The 23,039-nt window shown below is 60.8% G+C and carries 21 protein-coding genes; 6 read left to right on the top strand and 15 right to left on the bottom strand.

Annotated features, from left to right (window positions below):
* Positions 1–31 precede the first annotated feature (31 nt).
* Positions 32–1,228, top strand: a complete 1,197-nt coding sequence (locus ACR0DY_RS13170) for a UbiH/UbiF family hydroxylase (protein ID WP_480898436.1) — start codon at positions 32–34, stop codon at positions 1,226–1,228.
* A 12-nt stretch (positions 1,229–1,240) separates the two neighbouring features.
* Here the strand turns inward: ACR0DY_RS13170 and ACR0DY_RS13165 are convergent, their stop codons facing one another.
* A complete protein-coding gene (locus tag ACR0DY_RS13165; RefSeq protein WP_480898454.1) occupies positions 1,241–2,368 on the bottom strand; it encodes an aminotransferase class V-fold PLP-dependent enzyme in 1,128 nt (375 codons plus the stop codon).
* 230 nt (positions 2,369–2,598) lie between these two features.
* Here ACR0DY_RS13165 and ACR0DY_RS13160 point away from each other — a divergent pair, with 230 nt between their 5' ends.
* On the top strand, positions 2,599–3,300 hold the full coding sequence (locus ACR0DY_RS13160) for a GntR family transcriptional regulator (RefSeq protein ID WP_480898434.1): 702 nt from the start codon (positions 2,599–2,601) through the stop codon (positions 3,298–3,300).
* A gap of 6 nt (positions 3,301–3,306) precedes the next feature.
* Here ACR0DY_RS13160 and ACR0DY_RS13155 read toward each other — a convergent pair whose 3' ends face one another.
* Both ACR0DY_RS13155 and ACR0DY_RS13150 read right to left on the bottom strand, forming a co-directional pair.
* A complete protein-coding gene (locus tag ACR0DY_RS13155; protein WP_209504239.1) occupies positions 3,307–3,765 on the bottom strand; it encodes an Lrp/AsnC family transcriptional regulator in 459 nt (152 codons plus the stop codon).
* Positions 3,762–4,217 carry an Lrp/AsnC family transcriptional regulator gene (locus ACR0DY_RS13150; protein ID WP_480476554.1) on the bottom strand — a complete coding sequence of 152 codons (456 nt, stop codon included), beginning with the start codon at positions 4,215–4,217 and terminating at the stop codon, positions 3,762–3,764. The genes ACR0DY_RS13155 and ACR0DY_RS13150 overlap by 4 nt, the downstream gene beginning before the upstream one ends.
* Positions 4,218–4,348: 131 nt before the next feature.
* Here ACR0DY_RS13150 and ilvC point away from each other — a divergent pair, with 131 nt between their 5' ends.
* Positions 4,349–5,371: a ketol-acid reductoisomerase gene (gene ilvC / locus ACR0DY_RS13145; RefSeq protein ID WP_209504241.1), complete on the top strand. Its 1,023-nt coding sequence runs from the start codon at positions 4,349–4,351 to the stop codon at positions 5,369–5,371.
* Positions 5,372–5,417: 46 nt separating this feature from the next.
* Here the strand turns inward: ilvC and ACR0DY_RS13140 are convergent, their stop codons facing one another.
* Both ACR0DY_RS13140 and ACR0DY_RS13135 read right to left on the bottom strand, forming a co-directional pair.
* Positions 5,418–5,873, bottom strand: coding sequence for an SRPBCC domain-containing protein (locus ACR0DY_RS13140; RefSeq protein ID WP_480481413.1), 456 nt, complete (start codon positions 5,871–5,873; stop codon positions 5,418–5,420).
* Complete coding sequence (locus ACR0DY_RS13135; RefSeq protein WP_480481415.1) at positions 5,870–6,169, bottom strand: ArsR/SmtB family transcription factor; 300 nt, start codon at positions 6,167–6,169, stop codon at positions 5,870–5,872. Before ACR0DY_RS13135 ends, ACR0DY_RS13140 begins: the two co-directional genes overlap by 4 nt.
* A 90-nt stretch (positions 6,170–6,259) precedes the next feature.
* On the opposite strand from ACR0DY_RS13135, the gene ACR0DY_RS13130 reads away from it, so the two are divergent.
* Positions 6,260–7,162 (top strand): DMT family transporter, encoded by a 903-nt coding sequence (locus tag ACR0DY_RS13130; protein ID WP_480898431.1) that lies wholly within the window; start codon positions 6,260–6,262, stop codon positions 7,160–7,162.
* Here the strand turns inward: ACR0DY_RS13130 and glmM are convergent.
* From glmM to ACR0DY_RS13085, 9 genes are all read right to left on the bottom strand, one after another.
* The gene (gene glmM, locus ACR0DY_RS13125; RefSeq protein WP_480545667.1) at positions 7,159–8,502 is read right to left on the bottom strand and encodes a phosphoglucosamine mutase; all 1,344 of its coding nucleotides are present in this window, start codon (positions 8,500–8,502) and stop codon (positions 7,159–7,161) included. The genes ACR0DY_RS13130 and glmM overlap by 4 nt on opposite strands.
* 33 nt (positions 8,503–8,535) lie before the next feature.
* Entirely contained in the window at positions 8,536–9,534 is a 999-nt protein-coding gene (folP, locus tag ACR0DY_RS13120; protein WP_480898429.1) for a dihydropteroate synthase, read from the bottom strand.
* Positions 9,531–10,451, bottom strand: coding sequence for a dihydroneopterin aldolase (locus tag ACR0DY_RS13115; RefSeq protein ID WP_209504247.1), 921 nt, complete (start codon positions 10,449–10,451; stop codon positions 9,531–9,533). The genes folP and ACR0DY_RS13115 overlap by 4 nt, the downstream gene beginning before the upstream one ends.
* Positions 10,452–10,551: 100 nt before the next feature.
* On the bottom strand, positions 10,552–11,925 hold the full coding sequence (locus ACR0DY_RS13110) for a multicopper oxidase family protein (protein WP_480898427.1): 1,374 nt from the start codon (positions 11,923–11,925) through the stop codon (positions 10,552–10,554).
* A gap of 73 nt (positions 11,926–11,998) precedes the next feature.
* The gene (locus tag ACR0DY_RS13105) at positions 11,999–12,640 is read right to left on the bottom strand and encodes a cell wall hydrolase (protein WP_480898424.1); all 642 of its coding nucleotides are present in this window, start codon (positions 12,638–12,640) and stop codon (positions 11,999–12,001) included.
* 187 nt (positions 12,641–12,827) lie between these two features.
* On the bottom strand, positions 12,828–15,368 hold the full coding sequence (locus ACR0DY_RS13100; protein WP_480898422.1) for a putative PEP-binding protein: 2,541 nt from the start codon (positions 15,366–15,368) through the stop codon (positions 12,828–12,830).
* Between the two features lie 89 nt (positions 15,369–15,457).
* The gene (gene glyS, locus ACR0DY_RS13095) at positions 15,458–17,677 is read right to left on the bottom strand and encodes a glycine--tRNA ligase subunit beta (protein WP_480898419.1); all 2,220 of its coding nucleotides are present in this window, start codon (positions 17,675–17,677) and stop codon (positions 15,458–15,460) included.
* A gap of 9 nt (positions 17,678–17,686) precedes the next feature.
* Positions 17,687–18,934: a sodium/glutamate symporter gene (gene gltS, locus ACR0DY_RS13090; RefSeq protein ID WP_480545671.1), complete on the bottom strand. Its 1,248-nt coding sequence runs from the start codon at positions 18,932–18,934 to the stop codon at positions 17,687–17,689.
* Positions 18,910–19,431: a DUF6446 family protein gene (locus ACR0DY_RS13085; protein WP_480545672.1), complete on the bottom strand. Its 522-nt coding sequence runs from the start codon at positions 19,429–19,431 to the stop codon at positions 18,910–18,912. The genes gltS and ACR0DY_RS13085 overlap by 25 nt, the downstream gene beginning before the upstream one ends.
* Before the next feature lie 78 nt (positions 19,432–19,509).
* Here ACR0DY_RS13085 and ACR0DY_RS13080 point away from each other — a divergent pair, with 78 nt between their 5' ends.
* Positions 19,510–20,142, top strand: a complete 633-nt coding sequence (locus ACR0DY_RS13080; protein WP_480898416.1) for a MarC family protein — start codon at positions 19,510–19,512, stop codon at positions 20,140–20,142.
* Between the two features lie 5 nt (positions 20,143–20,147).
* On the opposite strand, the gene ACR0DY_RS13075 is transcribed toward ACR0DY_RS13080, so the two are convergent.
* Positions 20,148–21,080 (bottom strand): glycine--tRNA ligase subunit alpha, encoded by a 933-nt coding sequence (locus tag ACR0DY_RS13075; protein ID WP_480545674.1) that lies wholly within the window; start codon positions 21,078–21,080, stop codon positions 20,148–20,150.
* A 207-nt stretch (positions 21,081–21,287) separates the two neighbouring features.
* Here ACR0DY_RS13075 and ACR0DY_RS13070 point away from each other — a divergent pair, with 207 nt between their 5' ends.
* A complete protein-coding gene (locus ACR0DY_RS13070; RefSeq protein WP_480545675.1) occupies positions 21,288–23,027 on the top strand; it encodes a serine protease in 1,740 nt (579 codons plus the stop codon).
* Positions 23,028–23,039 lie beyond the last annotated feature (12 nt).

Genomic DNA, 23,039 nt, shown 5'->3' with positions numbered 1-23,039 from the left:
CTAGGGTCTGCCCGAACTGATGAGAGGCGCCATGACTGACAGTTGTGACATCCTGATTTCCGGCGGTGGAATCGCCGGTCTGACCGCAGCGGCGGCGTTTGGAACCGCCGGGTTTGACGTGGTGTGTGTAGATCCCGCGCCACCGATCACCGAACGGGATGTGGACGGGTCTGACCTGCGCACCACCGCCTTTCTGCAACCTGCGCGCGGCCTGCTGGAGCAATGCGGCCTGTGGGCACGGCTGGATGCACATGCGGCCCCCTTGCAGATCATGCGTATTGTCGATGCCGGCGGGGACGTGCCCGAACCCCGCGTCATACGCGATTTCAACGCCGCTGACATTTCCGAGCAACCGTTTGGCTGGAACCTGCCCAACTGGCTGTTGCGCCGGGAGATGGTCGCGCGGCTGGCAGAGCTGCCGAATGTCGATTTCCGCCCCGGCACCGGCACCGTCAGCCTGTTCACCCGCACTGCCGAAGCCCGCGTTGGCCTGAGCGACGGCAGCCGCATCCGCTGCAAGCTGGTGCTGGCGGCAGATGGGCGCAACTCTCCCATGCGCGAGGCCGCCGGTATCAAAGTGCATACAACACGGTATGGGCAGAAAGCGCTGGCGTTTGCGGTGACGCATCCTGTTCCTCACGAGAATGTCTCGACCGAGATACACAGGTCTGGCGGGCCGTTCACGCTGGTTCCGCTGCCCGATTGGCAGGGGCAGCCTTCGTCCGCCATTGTCTGGATGGAACGCGGGCCGAATGCCGTTGACCTGTTGACCCTTGATGCCGAAGCGTTTGAGGCTGCGATGACGGAACGGTCCTGTGGCCTGTTTGGCCCCTTGAGGCTGGCATCGCGCCGGACGATCTGGCCGATCATCAGCCAGTCCGCGGAACGGCTGGCGGGTGAGCGCATTGCCCTGATGGCCGAGGCCGCGCATGTGGTGCCACCGATCGGCGCGCAGGGGCTGAACATGTCATTGGGCGATCTGCGCTGTCTTCTGGATCTGGCGCAGTCCCGGCCCGAAGGCCTGGGCGACGCGCAGATGCTGGACGCCTATCACAAGGCGCGCCACACCGAGATCGAGATGCGGGTCAAGGGGATCGACCTGCTGAACCGCGCCTCGATGATCGAGGCGCGCCCGCTGCGGGATGCGCGCGCAATGGGGCTGAGCGCGCTGTATTCCCTGCCGCCTGTGCGCAAGACGCTGATGCAGATGGGCCTTGGCGTTCGCTAAGGCCCGGCCTGTTTACAGAACCTGATCCAGCACGCGTTTCAGGCGCGCGATGGTGGCGTCTACATCATAAAGCTTGTCCAATCCGAACAGGCCCAGACGGAAGGTGCTGAAGCCTTCGGGTTCGTCACATTGCAGCGGCACCCCGGCGGCAATCTGCATCCCCAGAGCGGCAAATTTCTTGCCGTTCTGGATTTCGGGGTCCGAGGTGTAGCTGACCACAACGCCGGGTGCGCCGAAACCGTCAGCCGCCACCGAGACTATGCCATACTCCTTCAACATCGCCCGCACGCCGTCGCCCAATGCCCATTGCGCCTTGCGCAGCTTTTCGAACCCGTATCCCCTAGTTTCTGCCATGGTGTCGCGGAAAGCCAGCAGCGCATCGGTCGGCATCGTGGCGTGATAGGCGTGACCGCCATTTTCATAGGCCTGCATGATCTGGCGCCACTTTTTCAGGTCGATGGCGAAACTGTCCGAGCTTGTCTGTTCCAGATGCGCTTCGCCCCGTTCGGACAGCATGACCAGACCGGCGCAAGGCGATGCGCTCCAGCCCTTTTGCGGGGCCGAGATCAGGACGTCGACACCGGTGGCTTTCATATCCACCCAGGCACACCCGGATGCGATGCAATCCAGCACCATCAATGCACCCACTTCATGCGCCGCGCTGGCCAGGGCGGTCACATAGTCATCCGGCAGGATGACACCTGCCGCCGTTTCAACATGCGGTGCGAACACAACACCGGGTTTCTGTTCGCGAATCGTTGCGACGACCTCGTCAATCGGTGCGGGCGCAAAGGGGGACGGGCTGGTATTGCCGGTCTCGCGCGCCTTCATCACGGTGGTCGAGCTGGTCAGGGCGCCGCTTTCGATGATCTGGCTCCAGCGGTACGAAAACCACCCGTTCCGGACCACAAGAACATCCGCCCCGCGCGCGAATTGCCGGGCAACCGCCTCCATCGCATAGGTACCGCCGCCCGGAATGATGGCCACCCCGTCTGCCTTGTACACCTCTTTCAGCATGGCCGAGATGTCGCGCATTACCCCCTGAAACTTTTGGGACATGTGGTTCAGCGAGCGATCGGTGAATACGACCGAGAATTCTTCGAGCCCGTTCGGGTCAACGTTCTTCAGCAAGGCAGGCATATGGCGTCCTTTCAATATCGTCAGTGCAGTCTTGGTCTCTTTACCTTGGCCAGTAAAGCCATTTCGCGACAAAAAGTGACGCGACGGAATGCGGGTAAAATCGACCCATTCGGTGCTGTATAACACTGGGAACACAAGAAAATGACGCCAACCAGTGTCACTTCCCCTTTACACTTCTGCTTGCTTCTGAACAGATGCGCACACTTTTTACTTGAAGGGATATTTTTCCTGTGACGATACAAAAGCGTATTAACTTCCAGTCCGTTCGAGATGAAGTAAAACGACGTATTGAAAGCCGCGTGTGGCCTCAGGGATCATTGCTGCCGACCGAAACGCAACTGGCCGAAGAATTCAATTGCGCCCGCGCGACGGTGAACCGTGCCCTCAGGGAACTGGCCGATCAGGGTTTCATCGAACGCAAGCGCAAAAGCGGGACGCGGGTCAAGAAAGAGCCCAGCAAACACGCCAAGCTGGAATTTTCACTGGCGCGGCAGATGGTCGAAAGCCAGAATGCCGCCTATCGCTATGCGCTGGTGGAACGGACTGTCGAGGCCTGCCCCCGCTGGCTGTCCTCTCAGCTTGATGTCCCCGCCGAGACGCGGGTTCTGCATGTCATCTGTATGCATTACGCGGACAACCGCCCGTTCCAGCTTGAAGAGCGCTGGATCAATATCGGAACCGTCCCTGATGTGGAAACCGCCGACCTGACCCAGCAAGGACCGCATGAGTGGCTGCTGAATGCCGCTCCGTTCAACGATGCCGAGGTCGCGTTCTGCGCTATTTCCGCTGACGCAAGGCTGGCGGAATTCATGGGCACCACGGCGGGCGCGTCGATGATCCAGATGGAGCGTACCACCTGGAAAGAAGACAAACCGATCACGTTTGCCCGCCTGACCCATCATCCCGGATATTACATCCGCACCAGATACTAAGGCAGGTCATCCAATCGGTCCGGGCAGCCGTTCCTCGCTCAGCAGGACGTTCGCCTCGACATCGCCTGCGCCGGGCAGCGTCATGATCCGGCGCCGCAACACGCGTTCGAAATCGGACAGGTCCCGCGCCACAACGCGCAAGCGGTAATCGTACAATCCCAGAACATGCTCGACGGTCTGCACTTCGGGGATGGCGCTGACCGCGCGTTCGAAATCCTCAAGGCTGATCTGTCCCTTGCGCGCCAGCTTGACCCCCAGAAACACGGTCACGCCGAACCCCAGCGCCTCGGCATTCAGGCGCAGCCTTCGGCCCTTGATGATCCCGGCGTCCTCCAACCTGCGGATACGCCGCCAGGTCGCGGGCTGAGACAGGTTGAACCTCCGACCCAGCGCACCTGCGCTTTGGGTGGCGTCCTGTTGCAACGCGCGCAGCAAACGGCGGTCAATCTCGTCCAGCTCGATCATACCGGCAACACCTCGTCCCGTTTGACCCGCGCGATATGCATCAGCGCTTCGATATCGGCGATATGCGGCAGGGTCAGGATCCGGTCCCGATAAAGCTGCTGATAGTGCTTCATATCGCGCGCTATCACCGACAGGCGGACATCCACCCGGCCCAGAAAGGTCTGGATTTCGATCACTTCGGCCACGTTGCGGGCCTCTTCCATAAACTCGTCAAAGGCGCGGGCCTGTGTCTTGTCCAAGGTGATCCGAAGCGAGACTTCGACCGCATAGCCCATCGCGGCCCAGTCGATCACCGCCTCCTGCCCTTCGATGATCCCGGCCGCCTGCATCTTTTCCAGCCTGCGCCAACAGACACCTGCGCTGATCCGGCACAGATCGGCAAGTTCCGCAGTGGTCAGGCTGGGGTTCGCCTGAAAGTGACGCAAAATGCGCCGGTCGATATCGTCAAGCATGATTTTTTCAGTATTTTCCGTCTTCAAGAATTATTCTTCATCTTTTTTACAAATACTCAAGCCCAACCCTATCGCCAATCCGACGCGCGGCAGGTAGAACCGCCCCAACCAAACCAGAAAGGACCGGCAAAATGCGCGTCTATTACGATCGCGATTGCGACATCAACCTGATCAAAGACAAGAAAGTGGCTATCCTGGGCTATGGCAGCCAGGGCCACGCCCACGCGCTGAACCTGCGCGACTCGGGTGCCAAGAACCTGGTCATCGCCCTGCGCGAAGGCTCGCCCTCGGCCAAGAAAGCCGAAGCGGAAGGTCTGCAAGTGATGGGCATCGCCGAAGCGGCCGCTTGGTGCGACGTCATCATGTTCACCATGCCCGACGAATTGCAGGCCGAGACCTACAAGAAATACGTTCATGACAACATCAAACCCGGTGCCGCCATCGCGTTTGCCCACGGTCTGAACGTCCATTTCGGGCTGATCGAGCCGAAAGACGGCGTTGACGTCATCATGATGGCCCCCAAAGGCCCTGGTCACACCGTACGCGGCGAATACACCAAAGGCGGCGGCGTGCCCTGCCTGGTCGCGGTTCACAATGATGCAACCGGCAAGGCGCTGGAAATCGGCCTGTCCTACTGCTCGGCCATCGGTGGCGGCCGCTCGGGCATCATCGAGACCAACTTCCGCGAAGAATGCGAAACCGACCTGTTCGGCGAACAGGCCGTTCTGTGCGGTGGTCTGGTCGAACTGATCCGCTGCGGCTTTGAAACTCTGGTCGAGGCCGGTTACGCACCCGAGATGGCCTATTTCGAGTGTCTGCACGAAGTGAAGCTGATCGTTGACCTGATCTATGAAGGCGGCATTGCCAACATGGATTACTCGATCTCGAACACGGCTGAGTATGGCCAGTATGTCACCGGTCCGCGCATCCTGAAATACGACGAGACCAAAGCCCGTATGAAAGCGGTTCTGGACGACATCCAACAGGGCAAATTCGTCCGCGACTTCATGCTGGAAAACGCCGTTGGCCAGCCGACCATCAAAGCGTCGCGCCGCGCCAATGACGAGCATATGATCGAAGAGACCGGCGCCAAGCTGCGCGGCATGATGCCGTGGATCTCGGCCGGCAAGATGGTCGACAAAGAAAAGAACTAAGTCTGACCGATGTCAGGCAAAGGGCGGCCCAGGCGGTCGCCCTTTTTCATTTTAAGACCGCTTTGGCAAAGCATTCACCCAGAACGATATCCCATCCCGTATCGTAGCCGCCGCGCTTTTCGGGCGCTTCCCCTGCCCAGACGTCCCAGCCGGAATGCGTCAGGGTGACTTTGGCCTGCCCCGAACCACAATCCTCAAAACGCACATCGACGCGCGTAGGAGACTCCCTGCTGGTGCCCGGATGCCAGGTGAATGCCACGGATTGGCCGGGATCAATTGCCAGCACCTGACCCCAGTCGGCACGGGTTCCGTCGAACATGACCTCATAGACCGCGCCACCGATCCGGGGTTCAATAACCACGTCCCTTGCCGGTTGTCCCTGCGATGCGGAAACCGCGTGGCTGTCCAGCGGCCACCATGTCCCGATGCGGTTGACGAAGATATCGAAAGCGCGCGCAGCAGAGGCACTTACGACAATTGTTTTGACAATCGGGTCTGTCATGGCCTCTCTCCTGCTCTGGTCACCTCATCTGCAAAGCTGTTCATCACGTCGGTCCAGTACCGGTCGAGCCATGAGCGCAGCTCTGCCAGCCCCTCGGGGCGCACCGCATAGATCCGGCGCGTCCCTTTCGCGTGGCATGTCACCAGTCCGGCATCCGACAGCACCTTGAGATGTTGAGAGACGGCCGGTCGGCTTACCGGCAGCTTTGACGCAAGCTCACCCACTGCCTGAGGCTGGCTGGCGACGGCTTCGAACACCTGCCTGCGGGTTGCATCGCCCAAAGCTGTAAATGTCATATCGTAAGTCATTGCTTACGGTAAGTGCAAACTAACGTTAAGTCAAGATCAGCCCGTGACACCGGCGCGCACGCGGGATAAGGGGATGGAATGGTTGAACAACCCACGAAGCAGGACTGGAGCGGCGTTTTTACGCTGGGGCTTATTTGGGGCGGCACATTCATGGTCGTCGCGATGGCTTTGGAAGGTTATGGCCCGATTACCGTGGCGACATCGCGCACCACATTGGGGGCGGTGACGTTGCTTGTCCTGATGCGGATCACCGGGCGCCGCATGCCGGTTTTGACACCCGCGCTGACAACATCAATCCTGCTGATAGGCGTGTTGTCGACTGCGGTGCCTTTCATGCTGCTCAGCTGGGGGCAGCAATATGTACCCTCGGCCTTTGCAGGGTTGTCCATGGCTGCAATTCCGCTGATGGTGCTGCCGCTGGCGCATTTCTTTTCCGATGAGCCGCTGAACCTGCGTCGGTTTCTGGGCGTGTGCCTTGGGTTTTCCGGCGCATTGGTCCTGATCGGACCCGGTCTGGCAAAGCTGGGTCAGGGGACCGAGCCACTGGCGCAGCTGGCCTGTATCTCGGCCGCCTTCTGCTATGCCTCGACATCGATCCTGACGCGGCGTTGCCCGCCGGTCGAGCCGCTGGCGCTGGCCGCGCTGACCCTGCTGGTCGGCGCTGTTCTGCTGGTGCCCATCATGCTGCTGATCGAAGGTGTTCCCACGTGGCAGGGCAACCGCCCATCGCTGGCCCTGATCGTGCTTGGCCTGATCCCCACAGCATTCGCCAACTTGCTGCGGGTTTCGATCACCCGCAGCGCCGGATCGGTGTTTTTGACACTGGTGAATTATCAGGTGCCGATCTGGTCGATGGTGTTCGGGGCCTGGATCCTGTCGGAGGCCCTGCCCCTGCGGTTCTACGTCGCCCTGGCCCTGATCCTGACGGGCATGGCCATCAGCCAGTGGTTCAGCCTGCGCAAGGTTCTGTTCAGGCACTAGCCTGTGGCGGCTTCGACCTCGGCCACGATACTGTCGACGACCTGGACCAGCAGCGCGTCATCCTCGCATTCGGCCATAACGCGGATCAGCGGCTCGGTGCCGGATTTACGGATCAGCAACCGTCCCTGCCCGTTCAGCCGCGCCTCGGCATCGGCAATGGCGGCTTTAACGCTTTGAACTTCAAGCGGAGTTTGACCGTTGGTATAGCGGACGTTCTTCAGCAGCTGCGGCACGGTTTCGAATTGCTTGGACAAGTCCGAGGCTTTGCGACCGGACAGAACCATCTCGGCCAGGAAATGCAGACCGGCCATCAGGCCATCGCCGGTGGTGGCATAATCGCTCATCACGATATGACCGGATTGTTCACCGCCCAGGTTGAAGCCACCTTCGCGCATACGTTCGACCACATAGCGGTCGCCGACGGCTGTGCGTTCCAGCCGCATACCGTGTGACGAGAGGTGCCGTTCGAGCCCCAGATTGGACATCACGGTGGCCACAAGGGCATTGCCTTTCAACTGCCCGGATTTTTTCCAGGCCGTCGCCAGCAACGCCATAAGCTGATCGCCATCGGCGACCTGACCGGTTTCGTCGACGATAACGACCCGATCCGCGTCGCCGTCCAGACAGACACCAACGTCAGCGCCATGCGCCACGACGGTTTCGGCGGCCAGCTGCGGCTTGGTCGATCCGCAGTTGAGGTTGATGTTCTTCCCGTTGGGCGAAATCCCGATCGGGATCACGTCTGCGCCCAGTTCCCAAAGAACCTCGGGCGCGGTGCGGTGGGCGGCGCCGTTGGCACAGTCGATCACCACCTTCAGTCCATCCAGACGCACATCGCGCGGCAGCGAGGATTTTACACGCTCGCCATATCTGAACCGGGCGTCATCAACACGGCGCGCCCGTCCGATGTTCTGGGCCTGAGCAGGCCGGACACCTTCGTCGATCAGCTTTTCGATGTCTATCTCGGCCTGATCGGACAGTTTATAGCCGTCGGGGCCAAAGAACTTGATACCGTTGTCCTCTGCCGGGTTGTGGCTGGCCGAGATCATGACACCCAGATCGGCCCGCATCGAGCGCGTCATCAGACCCACCGCAGGCGTGGGGACCGGCCCCAGCAACAGCACATTCATTCCTGTTGAGGTCAAACCGGCGGTCAGCGCGTTTTCCAGCATATAGCCGGACAGGCGCGTGTCCTTGCCGATGACGACCCGGTGCACACCGGTCGCATCGCGCCGGAAATAGCGCCCCACCGCAGCCCCGATGCGCAACGCCATTTCCGCGGTCATCGGATGCGTGTTGGCCGTGCCCCGCACCCCGTCGGTTCCGAACAGCTTGCGCATTGGTGTCACTCCGTGATTTTCCGTGAGACCGGATTACCGGACAGCAGCCCATAGGCGCAAGGCCTGAGCAGTCTCGGCGACGTCGTGAACGCGAATGATCTGCACGCCCTGGGACAATCCGGCCAAAGCCACGGCAATTGAACCCGGAGCGCGGGCAGTCTTGTCCGGTTCGCGTCCAATTGTTCCGATAAAGCCCTTGCGGGACACGCCCAGCAGGATCGGGCAGCCAAGCCCGTGAAACAGGCTGAGATTACGCAGCAAGGTCAGGTTATGGTCTTCGGTCTTGCCGAAACCGATGCCCGGATCGACGATGATCAGGTCGCGCCGAAGCCCCAGGCTTTCCAGCAGAGTGATCTGGGTTTCGAGGAAATCGTAAACATCCAGCAACACGTTGTCGTAGCTGGGGTTTTCCTGCATCGTGGCCGGATCACCCTGCATATGCATAACGCAGACCGGTGTGCCCTTGTCGGCGCAAAACGGTGCCAGTTCGGGATCGAACGTGAACCCCGAGACGTCGTTGACCAGCCCTGCGCCCGCCGCACACGCCGCTTTGGCGACGCTGGCTTTGCGGGTGTCGATTGAAATCAAGGCATCCGTTTGCGCGCGAATCGCCTCGATCACCGGGCGGGTGCGGGCAATTTCCTGATCTGCCGGAATGAAATCCGCGCCCGGGCGCGTTGATTCCCCGCCGATATCCAGAATGGTGGCCCCATGCGCCACCATCCTTGCAGCGGCATCGCGGGCGGCCTCGACCGAGCTGTGAACGCCCCCGTCCGAGAAACTGTCAGGCGTGGTGTTGAGAATGCCCATGATATGCGGCACCTGCATATCCAGCCCGGCAATGGGTGCGCGCGGGCCGGTCAAACGCGCCAGCGCCCCACCGGGAATATCCGATGCCGCCATGATCTGCGGAGCGGTATCGCGCCCAAGCGCTTCGACATGGGTAAACCACAGGGGTTGACCGGCCAGAGAGTACGCGCCAGCGGGTCGGGTCTGGCCGTGCTGAACCAGCGGTCTGAAATAGACGCTCACAATTGGGCCTGATCCACGGCCACAGCCCGCAGGGGGGTTTTGGGCGCTTTCGGCAATTCGCCGCCGATGACCATCATCTCACTGGCTTCAAAGGTCGCGGCAAACCATGCGGCCAGAGCCACGGCGTCGGAGGGCGCGGCGGACGGACCATCCACCGCGTCCAGAACGATCTTGGACGGGGCCCAAACACAGATCTGGCCGTTCTTCATGGCCCAGTCCAGTTCCGTCCGAGTTGAAACCACCTTGCAGCGGTGATCGCGTGCGGCCAGAACCCACGCGTTTTGCTCGATCGCAAGCAGGTCAATCCGGCGCTGTGTCATTGCGTGGCCGGTTTGCGGCGCAGCCAGGTCTGACGCCCCCACACACAGGATCAGCGGGCGCTGGCGGTTCTGCAACTGGTCGATCCACCCGGTCAGATTGTCCGAGGCGATGGCGTCATTCGACAGGTAGACCAGACGGGGATGCGGGCGGTCTTCCTCGGTCACGTCGTGATGAACCGAGTCTTTCCCGCGTACGATCTCAACCCCCAGAGCGCCCGGACCACGATCCAGTTTTTCGATGCGAACAAAGACCCTTACAGCCTGAGGTTCATGCAAGATACGTTCGGCCACACGTTCGGCAAGGGTTTCAAGCAGGTTCAGACGTTCGGCCGCGAGCTCATAGGCAATGGATTCCGTCACCCGGTCATAAGACAGGATGCGATCCACATCGTCGTCAATCGGGTCGGTCAGAGGCCGGACTTCGACCACGATATTGAAACAGATCCGCTGGGTTGTTCCCCGCTCGGCCTGAAACGCACCGATTTCAACCTCGACAATATGGTCGCGCAGGGAAATGCGGTCCAGCGGCCCTCGGGGCGAGGTCGCCTCGGACCGTTCGGACGGGTGCGCAAATGCCAGTCGGATTTCAGAACTCATGGGTCCGGCCTTTTCGGCTTGTTGCAGGGCTTGCCCACTATAGGCGTTGCAAGGGCCTATAACATTCAAACAAACGCCATTCCAACCGCCGAATGCGGCGTCATGTGACGCGAAACCAGCTCATCATACCCGAAGCGGCATGGCCCAGCATATGGCAATGCAACAGCCAGTCCCCCGGATTATCCGCGACCAGCGCGATCTGGCGGGTTTGTCCGCGATCAACCAAAACAGTGTCGCGCCACGGGCCAAGCGATCCGTCCGGCTGGATCAGTCGGAAGTGGTGGCCGTGCAAATGCATGGCATGTGGAAAGACTGTTTCATTGACGAACTCGATCCTGTGAAGGCCGCCGGTCCGGGCGTCCAGAAACGGATCGGACGGGCGTTCCGCATAACCGTTCAGGGCCCAGAACCGGCCCAACTGCGCCAGTTCCTGGCCTGACAATTCAGTGTCCCCGATCCGGGCGTTGTCCAGCCAGCGCATCGCCCCGCCTTGCAGGGACATCCGGTGCAATGGAGCGGATGAGACATCCTCGATGACCGGCAAAGGGTTGGGCGGCAACGCTGCCACGCCTTGTCGTGGCGCGGGTGAGAGAGGTTCGTCGACATCGAACCGAACGATGCCAAAGGCACCGTCGCGTTCAACACTCACCAGACTTGCCGTATCGCCCGCAGCCACGACATCCACAACCAGATCGATACGTTGTGCGGGGGCGATTGGGAAAGCCCCCGACAATGGGATCGGCGTTCCCAGTGGCATACCGTCAAGGGCGACGATCCAACCAAACAACCCGTCGAGATCCAGGTCGAAAATCCGCGCGTTGGAGGCGTTGATCAGGCGCAGCCGGAGACGGTCGTTCCGTCGCGCCTGAACGCGCGGGTCAAGGGATCCGTTGACAGTGATGATATTCCCCAGCCGACCAGCGTGGCTGAGGTCATGGCCATTGTCGAAATCATCCGTGATCTGGGCGGTTTCCGGATCAAGCCGCCAGTCGTCCAGCATCAGCACCAGATCCTGATCCACATCGGGGGCCACGGTTTCTTCGACGATCAGCGGCCCGTAAAGCCCGCGCGCAACCTGTTCCATCGACTGGTTATGCGCATGATACCAATAGGTCCCTGCGTCGGGAACGGAGAAGGAGTAATCAAAGCTTGCGCCCGTCTCGACCGCGTCCTGCGTCAGGCCGGGCACGCCGTCCATGGCGTTTTCGATGCGAATACCGTGCCAATGGACAGACGTGGCCTGCGGAAGCTGGTTCATCAGGGTGCGCTGGATGCGGTCGCCCTGCCTGACGCGCAGTTCAACGCCGGGGACAGACCCGTCATATGTCCAGACTTCCGTTTCAGGATAACTTGCCGGCGCGATCGGGTGTTTGGCTACACGCGCATTAAGCGGTGCAAAACCCGCGCTGGCCACACGCGGCATCAGCAATGCTGCTGCAGCCGTTTGCAAAAGGTGTCTGCGGTTCAAAATCATCACGGGCCTCCTGGCCCGCAATATAGGATGCAACCTGCCCCACGCCAGCAAGCTTCCAGCGCGGGTGCGTCAATCAGTTGCTCGCTGTCCGGTAGTTGTGGCGGTAAAAAACATGCACGCCGATTTTCGCCGTCTGTTTGTAGACCCGCGACCAGGATGGGCGAACCGACGTCGTGTGATAATGTGTTGCCCCTTCGGTCAACTCATCCGCCACGCCATCAATGGCTGCCCGCGCGACTTTCGCCACACGCTCATACGCCTTTTTCTCGTGGATGACTTCCTTGCGGCCATCGCAGGTGTATGTGAACTGGCACTGGTATTTCTTGCCGGTCCCCTGATGGATCACGCCGCACAGGGAATCCGGGAAACGGCTGCTTTTGACCCGATTCAGGATCACCTCGGCAACCGCGAACTGGCCGCGCACGCTTTCGCCGCGCGCCTCGAAGTACAGGGCTTCGGACAGGCATTTCCAGTTTTCACCACCAGAGGCCTTTGGTTGCTGGTCAAGCCAGTCTTTGGAGAAGGACACTTTGACAGGTTCAGCCGCCTTGCGGGGCTGGAACAGCTTGAAATAGTCCCGAAAACTTTGCGCTGGCAGCTCGCTGCGGGCGACAAGTTCTTGTTTTGCAGTATCAGTCGCTTCCTTCTCAGCGAAGGATGCACTCGGCAGCACGGTTGCCGCCACTGCGGCAACAGCCAATATGTAACGTAGCATCAGATAACCTCGCACAGGCACATCACGCGCCTTACCCTCCCCCGGCGGGCGCGACGAGGCTGATACCCCAGACTGACGCAAAGGTCCAGTATCTTGAAAAAAGCAAGTGGAAAATCGCCCGTAGCGAAAATATTTTTCGCCTACGAGTGACCGTATAACCCACTATTCCTTGGGGTTCGGCGCGGTGTCAACCCCCAAGTCTGGAGGAAATCGCCAGTTGAGCGGCAGCCAGCCGAGCGACCGGAACCCGGAACGGTGAGCACGACACATAGTCGAATCCAAGATCGCGACAGATGGCGATTGATTCGGGGTTCCCGCCGTGTTCGCCACAGACCGAAAGGGTCACATCCGGCTTCGCGGCACGCCCGCGTTCCGCCCCGAGTTTCAGCAGCTCGCCCACCCCGTCCGGATCAAGGACATGGAACGGATCTTCGGTAAAGACCCCCTGCCGCACGTAAGCGGACATGAAACGACCGGCGTCGTCGCGGGACAGACCATAAGTCATCTGTGTCAGGTCGTTTGTACCAAAACTCATGAAGGCGGTCTGCGGCGCGATCTCTTCCGCGCGCAGACAGGCGCGCGGCGTTTCGACCATGACGCCCAGCCGGTATTCGAACTTCTGCCCCCGTTCCGATTCAACGGCGGCGGCGACCGAGTCGATGCGGGATTTGACCAGTTCAACCTCGCGCTTGGCGGAAACCAGCGGGATCATCACTTCGGGCACCACCGGGGCACCGTTTTTTCGGGCCTCAAGCGTGGCTTCGAAGATCGCGCGCGCCTGCATGTCGTAGATCTCGGGCACAGTGACACCCAGACGAACGCCGCGCAGTCCCAGCATGGGGTTGTATTCGGTCATCGCCTCGACCCGGCGTTCGACGTCGGACACGGGCAGGTCCAGTGCCTCGGCCAGTTCCCGTTGCCCGGTGCGCGTTGTCGGCAGGAATTCATGCAAGGGTGGATCGAACAGGCGGATGCAGACAGGCTGGCCTTCCATGATCCTGAACAGCTGAACAAAATCCTCGCGCTGCATCGGAAGCAGGCGTTCCAGCACTGCCGCCCTGCCCGCCGAGGTTTGCGCAAAGATCATTTCGCGCATCACGATCAGACGGCCGGGATCAAAGAACATATGTTCGGTCCGGCACAGACCGATCCCCTGAGCCTGAAAGTTCCGGGCCGTCTGCGCGTCAGCCGGTGTGTCGGCATTGGCGCGGATGTCGATGTCACGCTCGGCATCGGCCCAGCCCATCAGCGTCTGGAAACAGTCATCCAATGCGGCCTCGAGCATGGCGGGCTGACCGGCCAGCACCTGCCCCGAGCTGCCATCAATAGTGACAATATCGCCGGTTTTGAACACGCGCCCATCCGGTGCAGTCAGCATCTTGTCTTTCGTCTGAAACCGCATTTCCGAGGCCCCGACGATACAGGGCAGACCCAATCCGCGCCCGATCACGGCCGCGTGGCTGGTCATGCCGCCCTTTTCCGTCAGAACCGCAACAGCGGCGTGCATCCCGCGCACATCCTCGGGCGAGGTTTCCCGGCGCACCAGAACACACGCCTCGCCACGGGCGGCACTGGCCTGTGCTTCGGCCGAGGTGAACACGATCTTGCCGGTCGAGGCACCGGGGCTGGCACCAATGGCGGTGGTCAGCACGTCACGGCGCGCATCAGGGTGGACCTGACGGTGCAGAAGTTCGTTCAGCGCGTGCGGATCGACACGCATCACCGCCTCTTGCGGCGGTATGATACCGTCTTCGGCAAGACGTACGGCAATGCGCATGGCCGCGCGAGCCGATCGCTGCACCCGGACGCCATCCAGAATATGCACAGTGCCGTCCTGAATGACGAATTCGACCTGCATTTCTTCGCGCAGTTTCTCGCGCATCAGGGCAGCATGCGTTTTGACATCGGCGAAAGCATTGGGCGCGACCTCTTCCAGCGAGGGGCCGCGCGGGTCTTTTTCCAGAAACAGGGCGGCCACATCTTTGCCCAACGCATCGCGCCCCTGGCTCTGGCTGAGGTAGCGACCGGTGATCTGTGGCATTCCGGTTGTGGAATCAACCAGTTGCAGAACGCCCGATCCGCATTCCCCTTTGCCGACGCCGGGGATCATCTCTTGAATGACCAACCCTAGCCCGGCGTCAGCGGGTGCCCCCTTGGCCTGCCGCAGCAAGCGCGCGGACGTCCCGTCCCATGCACGCGCCATCGAGCGCAGAACGCCGATCAGCTGTTCGCCCCTGTCCTGCGGAAAGACCTCGTCGGTTTCATCCTCGTAGGCGCGCAGCGAGTGGCGCAACCCCTCGCGGCCATCAGCTTCGATGTCATCGAACACATCCGCATCCAGCCGTGCCACGTGGATCGCATAGCTTTGAACGAACCGCAGATACAGAGCTGCGGCGGCCTCGGCTCCCATGGTGTCGGACAGGTCGACATAGCGCGCGTCGTTCATTCCGATATTGAGAACCGCGCCGGGGCCGCCCCAATCGGGGTCTTCGGAACTGGGTCGGACGCATAGCAACGAGGTCGGGTCGAACTGTTCGAGGATCGCCGCAATATCCGGGATCGCCCCTTCTGCAATCTGGTGAACGGCATCAAATGACAGCGCAACGGTTCGGGGCACCGGCAGGTCCAGCCGGACCAGACGTTGCAGACATTTGGCCCGCCCGCCATGTGTATGGGCGGTGACAGGCGCGTCGGATGTAATGAGCGTTGTATTCGGATTATTCTGCACTGCAGCACCTTTTGGTTTGTCTGCAGCATAGGCGCTTGCGCCCTTCACGCAAGTGCGTTGTGGGCGCGCCTGCCAGCGCGCCCGGTCGTTTACCCTTCGATCCGGGTCAGATCGGCCACGCTGGAGCAGATCTGCCGGATCTGGCTGAGCAGGTTCAGCCGGTTGCGGCGAACAATGTCATTGTCGGTGTTGACCTGCACATCCTCAAAGAACGCGTCCACCGGCCCGCGCAGCCCGGCCATGGCGGCCATGGCCGTGGGGAAATCTTCGGATTTCAGCGCGGGTTCGATTTGCGCATGTGCTGCATCCAAAGCGGCAAACAATGCCTTTTCGCTGTTGGTTTCGGCGAATTTCACATCCGCACCGTAGGAATATTCCACCCCGTCCTTTTCTTCGGCCTGGGTCAGGATGTTGTTGGCGCGCTTGAAGCCCTGCACGAGGTTCTCGCCATCCTCGGTCGCGATCACCGCGTTCAGCGCGCGGGCGCGTTTCACCAACAGATTGAGGTCATCATTGCCGTCCATCGCGATACAGGCATCGATGACGTCGTGGCGGATGCCTTCGTCGCGGAGGAAGACCTTGAGGCGGTCGTGGAAGAACGAGAGGAGATCGTCGGATGCGTCGGGTATCTTCTTTTCAAGACTCAGGAAATCGGCACCCGACACTTCGCCCAGCCTTTCCTTGACAGTCTGGAAGGCTGCGCCAAACACGCCATGATCTGCGATTTCATCCAACAGTTCGTCAACATTTTCAGCCGCCAGCGCCTCGTTTGCAGCGCTTTCAGCACGCAGCAGCTGTCTGTCGAAAAACTGATCCAGATGCAGACGCAGGTCATTGTCGAGCACCAACCGGATAACCCCCAGCGCCGCACGGCGCAAGGCAAACGGGTCTTTCGAGCCAGTAGGCTTTTCATCAATCGCCCAGAACCCGGTCAGTGTGTCCAGCTTGTCGGCCAATGCAACGGTCACCGACAGCGGAGCAGTGGGGACATCATCCGACGGCCCCAAAGGCGAGTAGTGCTCTTGCGCGACGGCGGCCACGGCGGCATCTTCACCTGCCGCTTCGATGTAATACCGCCCCATAAGGCCCTGAAGTTCTGGGAATTCGTAGACCATTTCCGAGCTGAGGTCGGCCTTGGCCAGGCGCGCGGCTTTTTCAGCCTGATCGGCATCGGCACCGGTTACTGACGCCAGTTCGCGGGCCAGCGCGGCGATACGACCGATCCGGTCGGCTTGCGTTCCCAGTTTGTTGTGGAAGGTGACGTTTTCCAGCGCGCGGGTCCATTGTGCAATGTCCGATTTGGCGATGCGCAGGTCATTTTCCCAAAAGAACTTGGCATCGGCAAGACGGGCTGAGAGCACTTTCTGATTGCCCGCTAGAATGGTCGCGCCATTGTCCGCGGTTTCGCGGTTCGCAACAGTGACGAACCGTTCAATCCGGCCCGTTTTGGGATTGCGGACCGAGAAGAACTTCTGGTGTTCTTTCATCGAGGTTTGCAGCACCTCGGGCGGCAGGTCGAGGAATTCGTCGTCGATCCGCCCCATCAGAACGACCGGCCATTCGACCAGCCCGGCGACCTCGGCCAGCAGGCCCTTGTCTTCGACCAGCTCAAGACCAGCGGCAAAGACCATGTTCTGGGCGTCGTTCCAGATGTGCTGGGCGCGTTCCTCGGGGGAAAGAACCACGAAAGCCCGCTTCAGCTTGGCCGCGTAATCGTCGAAAGACGTGACCGAAAAGCGGCTGGGCGCCATGAAGCGGTGGCCTGCTGTGGTGTCGCCGGACGAAATGCCGTCGACATCCATTGGCACGACTTGCGCCCCGGTCTCATCCGTCAGAATGCACAGGATCGAATGCAGCGGGCGCACCCAGCGCAAGCTGCCACTGCCCCAGCGCATGGATTTTGGCCAAGGGAAATTGCGGATGGTGGTTTCGAGCACCTCGGCAATGATCTCGGCCGCGGGGCGACCAGCCCTTTCGATGGTGGCGAAATAGATGGCGCCCTTGGGGGTTTCGCGTTCTTCCAGCTGATCACGGGTCAGTCCCGCGCCGCGCAGGAACCCTTCGATTGCTTTATCAGGCGCGCCGACCTTTGGACCCTTGCGTTCTTCCCGGATGGTGGGGCTTTTCGCCAGCAGCCCCTCGACCGCCAGCGTCAGGCGGCGGGGCGTGGTCAGGGCGGCCGCGCTTGCATAGGTCAGACCGGCCTCGACCAGACCATCGGTAATCCGCTTTTTCAGATCCTCGCCGGCACGGGCTTGCATCCGTGCGGGGATCTCTTCGGAGAACAGTTCGATCAGCAGGTCGGGCATTGTCGGTCCTTAGAAATTGACGATCGTCTGAATGACGATGGCATTGGCGATATCCACAAAGAAGGCGGATACAAGGGGCAGCACGATAAAGGCAATAGGCGATGGGCCATATCGCTTGGTCACGGCCGTCATATTTGCGATAGCAGTGGGTGTGGCCCCCAACGCAAAGCCGCCAAACCCGGCGGCCAGTACTGCGGCGCGATAGTTGGACCCCATGACCGGGAACAGCACCCAGAGGACGAACAGCACCGCGAACACCGTCTGCGCCGTCATGATCACGGCAATGGCCATGCCCAGCTGCGCGATGGTCCAGAGTTGCAGGCTCATCAGCGACATTGCCAGAAACGCGCCCAGCGCAAATTCCGAAATCAGCGCCAGCGACGGTGTGCGCGACACTTTCGGAGCATCGGGAAACAGCGCGTCCCGCAGATTGGCGATCACGATGCCCATGATCAGGCAGGGCACGAACAGCGGCAGTTTCAGCCCGGCGGCGGCAATTGATTCATTCAGCGCATATCCCGAGATGATCGCCAGGTTCAGGTGCAGCAAGACGCGCATGACGGTCAGATGATCGATGTTTGCGGTGTGCCCGTCATGCTCATCCGGCAATCCGACGCTGGGTTCTTCGTCAGGGCGGTCAGGCGTCAGGCCGCGCCGTTCGACCAGCAGGCGCGCGATCGGGCCGCCAACCAGCGCGGCAAGCACCAATCCAAGGGTGGCGACGGCCACACCCAGTTCGGTCGCGCCGTCAAGCCCCGTTGCCTGCGCCACATCCGGCGCCCATGCGATTGCCGTACCGTGCCCACCGATCAGGGCCGCCGATCCGAACAACACACCGGCCTGTGCGGGATAGCCGAAGATCACCGCCCCAGCCGCGCCAATCACATTCTGAAAGACTATCGTCGTCAGAGTGAGAATCAAAAGCAAGATTAACGGCTTACCGCCCGCAATGAGGTCAGACAGACGGGCGTTCAGGCCGATCCCGGCAAAAAACAGGACCAGCAGGAAATCGCGGGCTGTCAGGCCAAAGGACAGTTCGATCCCGAAGACCAGATAGAGCGTCAGAACCACCAGCGAGGCCAGCAGGCCCCCTGTCACGGGTTCGGGGATGTTGAAATTGCGCAGGGTAGCGACACGGGCATTGATCTCGGCCCCGATCAGATAGACCGCAAACCCCAGAGTGGCCGTCAGGAAATCGGGGATTTCTATGACATGGCCCACGGTCTGCTCCTTCAGTTTTCCGGGCGCGGCGGACATTCCTCGCCCACGACGGTACCGTCATAGGCTTTTTCACCGCAATTGTTCAACGCGTGCCAGACATAACCCTTGCCATCTTCGGTGATCGCCACGATCCGGTCGACGCCGAAATGGATGTTCTTCACCCCCATGAACGCCCGCGCCTGCCCGGATTCAAGCGCATCCGCCAAAGACACCGCATCGTAGCATTCAAACCATCCCGGTGCGGTCAGGGGTTCGGAGTTTTCGACAGGCACGTATCCAGCCATCTGGTCCGGCGACAATTCGGTCTCGAAACAGGCGCGATACCGAATAGGCGAACTGTCGGCGTCAATTGCCTGAAACCCGGAATAGGCGATGGGTTCCGGCACACCGCCTGCATCCGTCATCAGGGCAACGTCCTGCCCCGGTTGCGGTTCGACCTCATAATAATAGCCGTAGACCTGTAGATAATACATGCCGACGCCTGCCACGATGGCCGACAGCAGCAGAAGAATTGCCAGCAGTTTTCCCGTCATCTTTCAGGCCGCCTCTTTCAAGTTCTTGTAAAATAGGACAGGTTTCATCGGGGAACAGGCAGAAACGAGGTCTACGCGATGGAATCCACCTTTGCCGTCGGATTTTTCGGCGCATTGTTTGCGATCATGAACCCGGTCACCAACCTGCCGGTGTTTCTGAGCGTCACTCAGGACCTGTCTGCCGCCGAACAGCGCAAGATTGCGGTCAAAACCGTGATCTACTGCCTGATCCTTGGCGGTGCCTTTGCCTTGGTCGGCAGTCAGGCGCTTGGCCTTTTTGGCATCAGCGTCAATCATCTGCGCGTCGCCGGTGGTCTGGTTGTCATGATGATCGGTCTGAACATGCTGAACGGACACGAAAGCACCTCTCATCACGGGACGAAGGGGGAAAAGGACGCTTACCCCGAAGCCGACACCGTCGCCTTTTATCCGCTGGCCTTTCCCATTCTGGTCGGCCCCGGCACCATCACCACGCTGATCCTGTATGCGCACCAGATCAAGAAGCCCGTAGAAGCCTTTGTTTATGCAGGCGTATTCCTTGCCGTTGTTGGCCTGCTTCTGATCACGTTCTGGAATGCGGCCTGGCTGGCCCAGCGCCTGTCCGACACCGCGCGCGTGATCATGAGCCGCTTTATGGGGATGATTCTTGCGGCTATCGCCGTCAGCATGATCGCGGACGGCCTGAAAGCCCTGTTGCCGGGACTGGCCTGATCGCCTCATCCGGCGCTGAACCCGGCGGCCTCGGTCTGCACAAAGGCATCCGCGCATTGCTTGGCCAGCGCCCGCACGCGCCCGATATAGGCCTGCCGTTCGGTGACCGAGATCACACCCCGTGCATCCAGCAGATTGAAGATGTGTGACGCCTTGATGCACTGGTCATAGGCCGGATGCGCCATGATGATGCGCTTGCCGGTTTTCGGGTCGTCATGCGCCTGCGCCAGGATCGTGGCGCATTCAGCCTCGGCCTCTTCGAAATGGCGCAGCAGAACCTCGGTATTGGCGACGTCAAAGTTCCAGCGGGCGTATTCCTCTTCGGTCTGTTTGAAGATGTCGCCATAGGTCAAAGCGCTGGGGGATTGCGGATCGTTAAACGGCATGTCCATCACGTGGTCGATGCCCAGCACATACATGGCCAGACGCTCGAGCCCATAGGTCAGCTCGCCCGAGACAGGCGTGCAGTCATGGCCGCCGACCTGCTGGAAATAGGTGAACTGGCTGACTTCCATTCCGTCACACCAAACCTCCCAGCCAAGCCCCCATGCGCCCAGTGTGGGGCTTTCCCAGTCGTCTTCGACAAAGCGGATATCATGCAGGTCCATGTCGATGCCGATGGCCTGAAGGCTGCCCAGATACAGTTCCTGCAAATCCGGAGGGCTGGGTTTGATCAGCACCTGATACTGGTAGTAATGCTGAAGCCGGTTGGGGTTTTCGCCATAGCGCCCATCCGTGGGACGGCGCGACGGCTGAACATAGGCTGCGGCCCATGCCTTGGACCCCAGCGCCCGCAAGGTGGTTGCGGGATGGAACGTCCCTGCCCCGACCTCCATGTCATAGGGTTGCAGAATCGCACAGCCTTTCGAGGCCCAGTAGGACTGAAGCCTGAGGATGATTTCCTGAAATGAACGCGGTGCGCTGGTCGGTTCGGTCATGACATTCCCTCTGGGCGCCCCGTGCGCCCGGTTCCGGTCGGTTTGGCCCTTCCTATGCAAGGGGCCGAGGGGCGTCAACGGGGCTTTGGGCTGTGGCTGTATCTGCGCGGCCACACCACAAATTCCCCGCATTCTCAGCATGGTATTTGGCAAATGAAATCGCGTATTCTGCACCTCAGTACAAACACCGCATAACACGGGCAGACAATGACACGCGTATTTTCAGCAATTCTTTTGTTTCTTCTGGTCGGCCTGCGCGCCGCGACCGCACAACAAGACCCCGGCGTCTGGGTTCAGGTCGAGGCGCAGCCGTCGCTGCGCGAAGCGCAGGACCGGGCGCAAGTCTATGCCAGCACCCTGCCCGATGTGAACGGGTTTCGGCTGAACAGTGGCTGGTATGCCATCGTCATTGGCCCCTATTCGCGCGGCGATGCCGAGCAGGTTTTGCGCGTATACCGGGCCGAGGGGCAGATCCCGCGTGACAGCTTTGTCGCGTTTTCAAGCGCGTTGGGGCAGCAATTCTGGCCCGTCGGCGAAAACGCGGTAAACCGCGACGTCGTAAGCGCGCCGACGGAACCGGCAGCACAGCCGCAAGAAACCCTGACAATCACGACCCCACAGGTTTCGGATGAAACCCGCGCACAGGCGCTGCAATCCGAGCGCCTTTTGACCGCGCAGGAACGGAAAGACCTGCAAACGGCCCTTCAGGCGGCGGGTTTCTATAATTCGACCATTGATGGTGCTTTCGGTCAGGGAACCCGCCGGTCGATGGGCGATTGGCAGCGGTTCAACGGGTATGAAGCGACGGGCGTTCTAACCACGGTGCAGCGCAAGGCCCTGATGGATGAATACAACGCGCCGCTGATCTCGGCCGGGATGGACCGGTATTCCGACGACGCGGCCGGAATTGCGCTGGACATGCCGTTGGGTACAGTCAGCTTTGACCGCTATGAAGCTCCGTTCGTACATTTCAAAAGCGCCTCGGATATGAACGCCCAGGCCCTTTTGATCAGTCAGGAGGGTGACAAGAACACGCTGCGCGCCCTTTACGAGGTGATGCAGTCGCTTGAGATTGTACCGTTGAACGGCCCGCGTGAGCTGGGCCGCGACCAGTTCACCCTAGAAGGGCGCGGCAATGGGATCGTGTCATTCACGCAGGCGCGGCTGGCCGATGGGAAAATCAAGGGCTTTACGCTGGTCTGGCCCGAAGGGGACGAGGCGCGCCGCCTGCGTGTTCTGGCTGCGATGGCGACCAGCCTGAGCACAACGGACGCGGTTCTGGATGCCGCCGCCGGTGCGGATGCGGAACAGCGCATCGATCTGGTCTCGGGTCTTCAGATCCGCAAGCCCCGGTTGTCGCGGTCGGGCTTTTTCGCTGGCGCGGACGGTACGGTTCTGACGGTATCCGAAGCCGCCGAAAGCTGCACCCGGATCACCCTGGAGGGGGATCAGGAGGTGCAACTGGCGCTGACGGACCCGGAACTTGGTGTTTCGGTCCTGCGCCCTGCAAAAGCCCTTGCACCGATGAGTGTTGCTGCTTTCAGCACCACCCAGCCGCGCATCCAGTCCGAAGTGGCCGTATCCGGCTTTTCCTATCAGGGGGCTTTGGGCGCACCGACGCTGACCTACGGCCAAATCGCGGATATCCGCGGCCTGAACGGCGAGACAGGTGTCAAACGGCTGGCGCTGAACGCTCAGCCCGGAGATGCGGGCGGGCCGGTCTTCAACGACAGCGGCAACGTGGTTGGTATGCTGCTGCCCACACCGTCCGAGGGGCGCACCCTGCCCGCGTCTGTCAGCCTTGCGGCGACGGTCGAGCGGTTGACAGAAATCCTGACGAAAGCCGGTGTTTCCGGGCAGTCGAGCGAGGAAACCACCCGGATTTCCCCTAACGAGCTGAACCGGCGCGCGACCGGAATGACGGTTCTGGTACACTGCTGGGACTGAGCCCGCGCAGAC

The organism is Ruegeria sp. O6 (genome assembly GCF_056535045.1).
The sequence above is the reverse complement of the archived record's forward strand: the minus strand, read 5'-3'. Positions and strand labels throughout refer to the sequence as shown.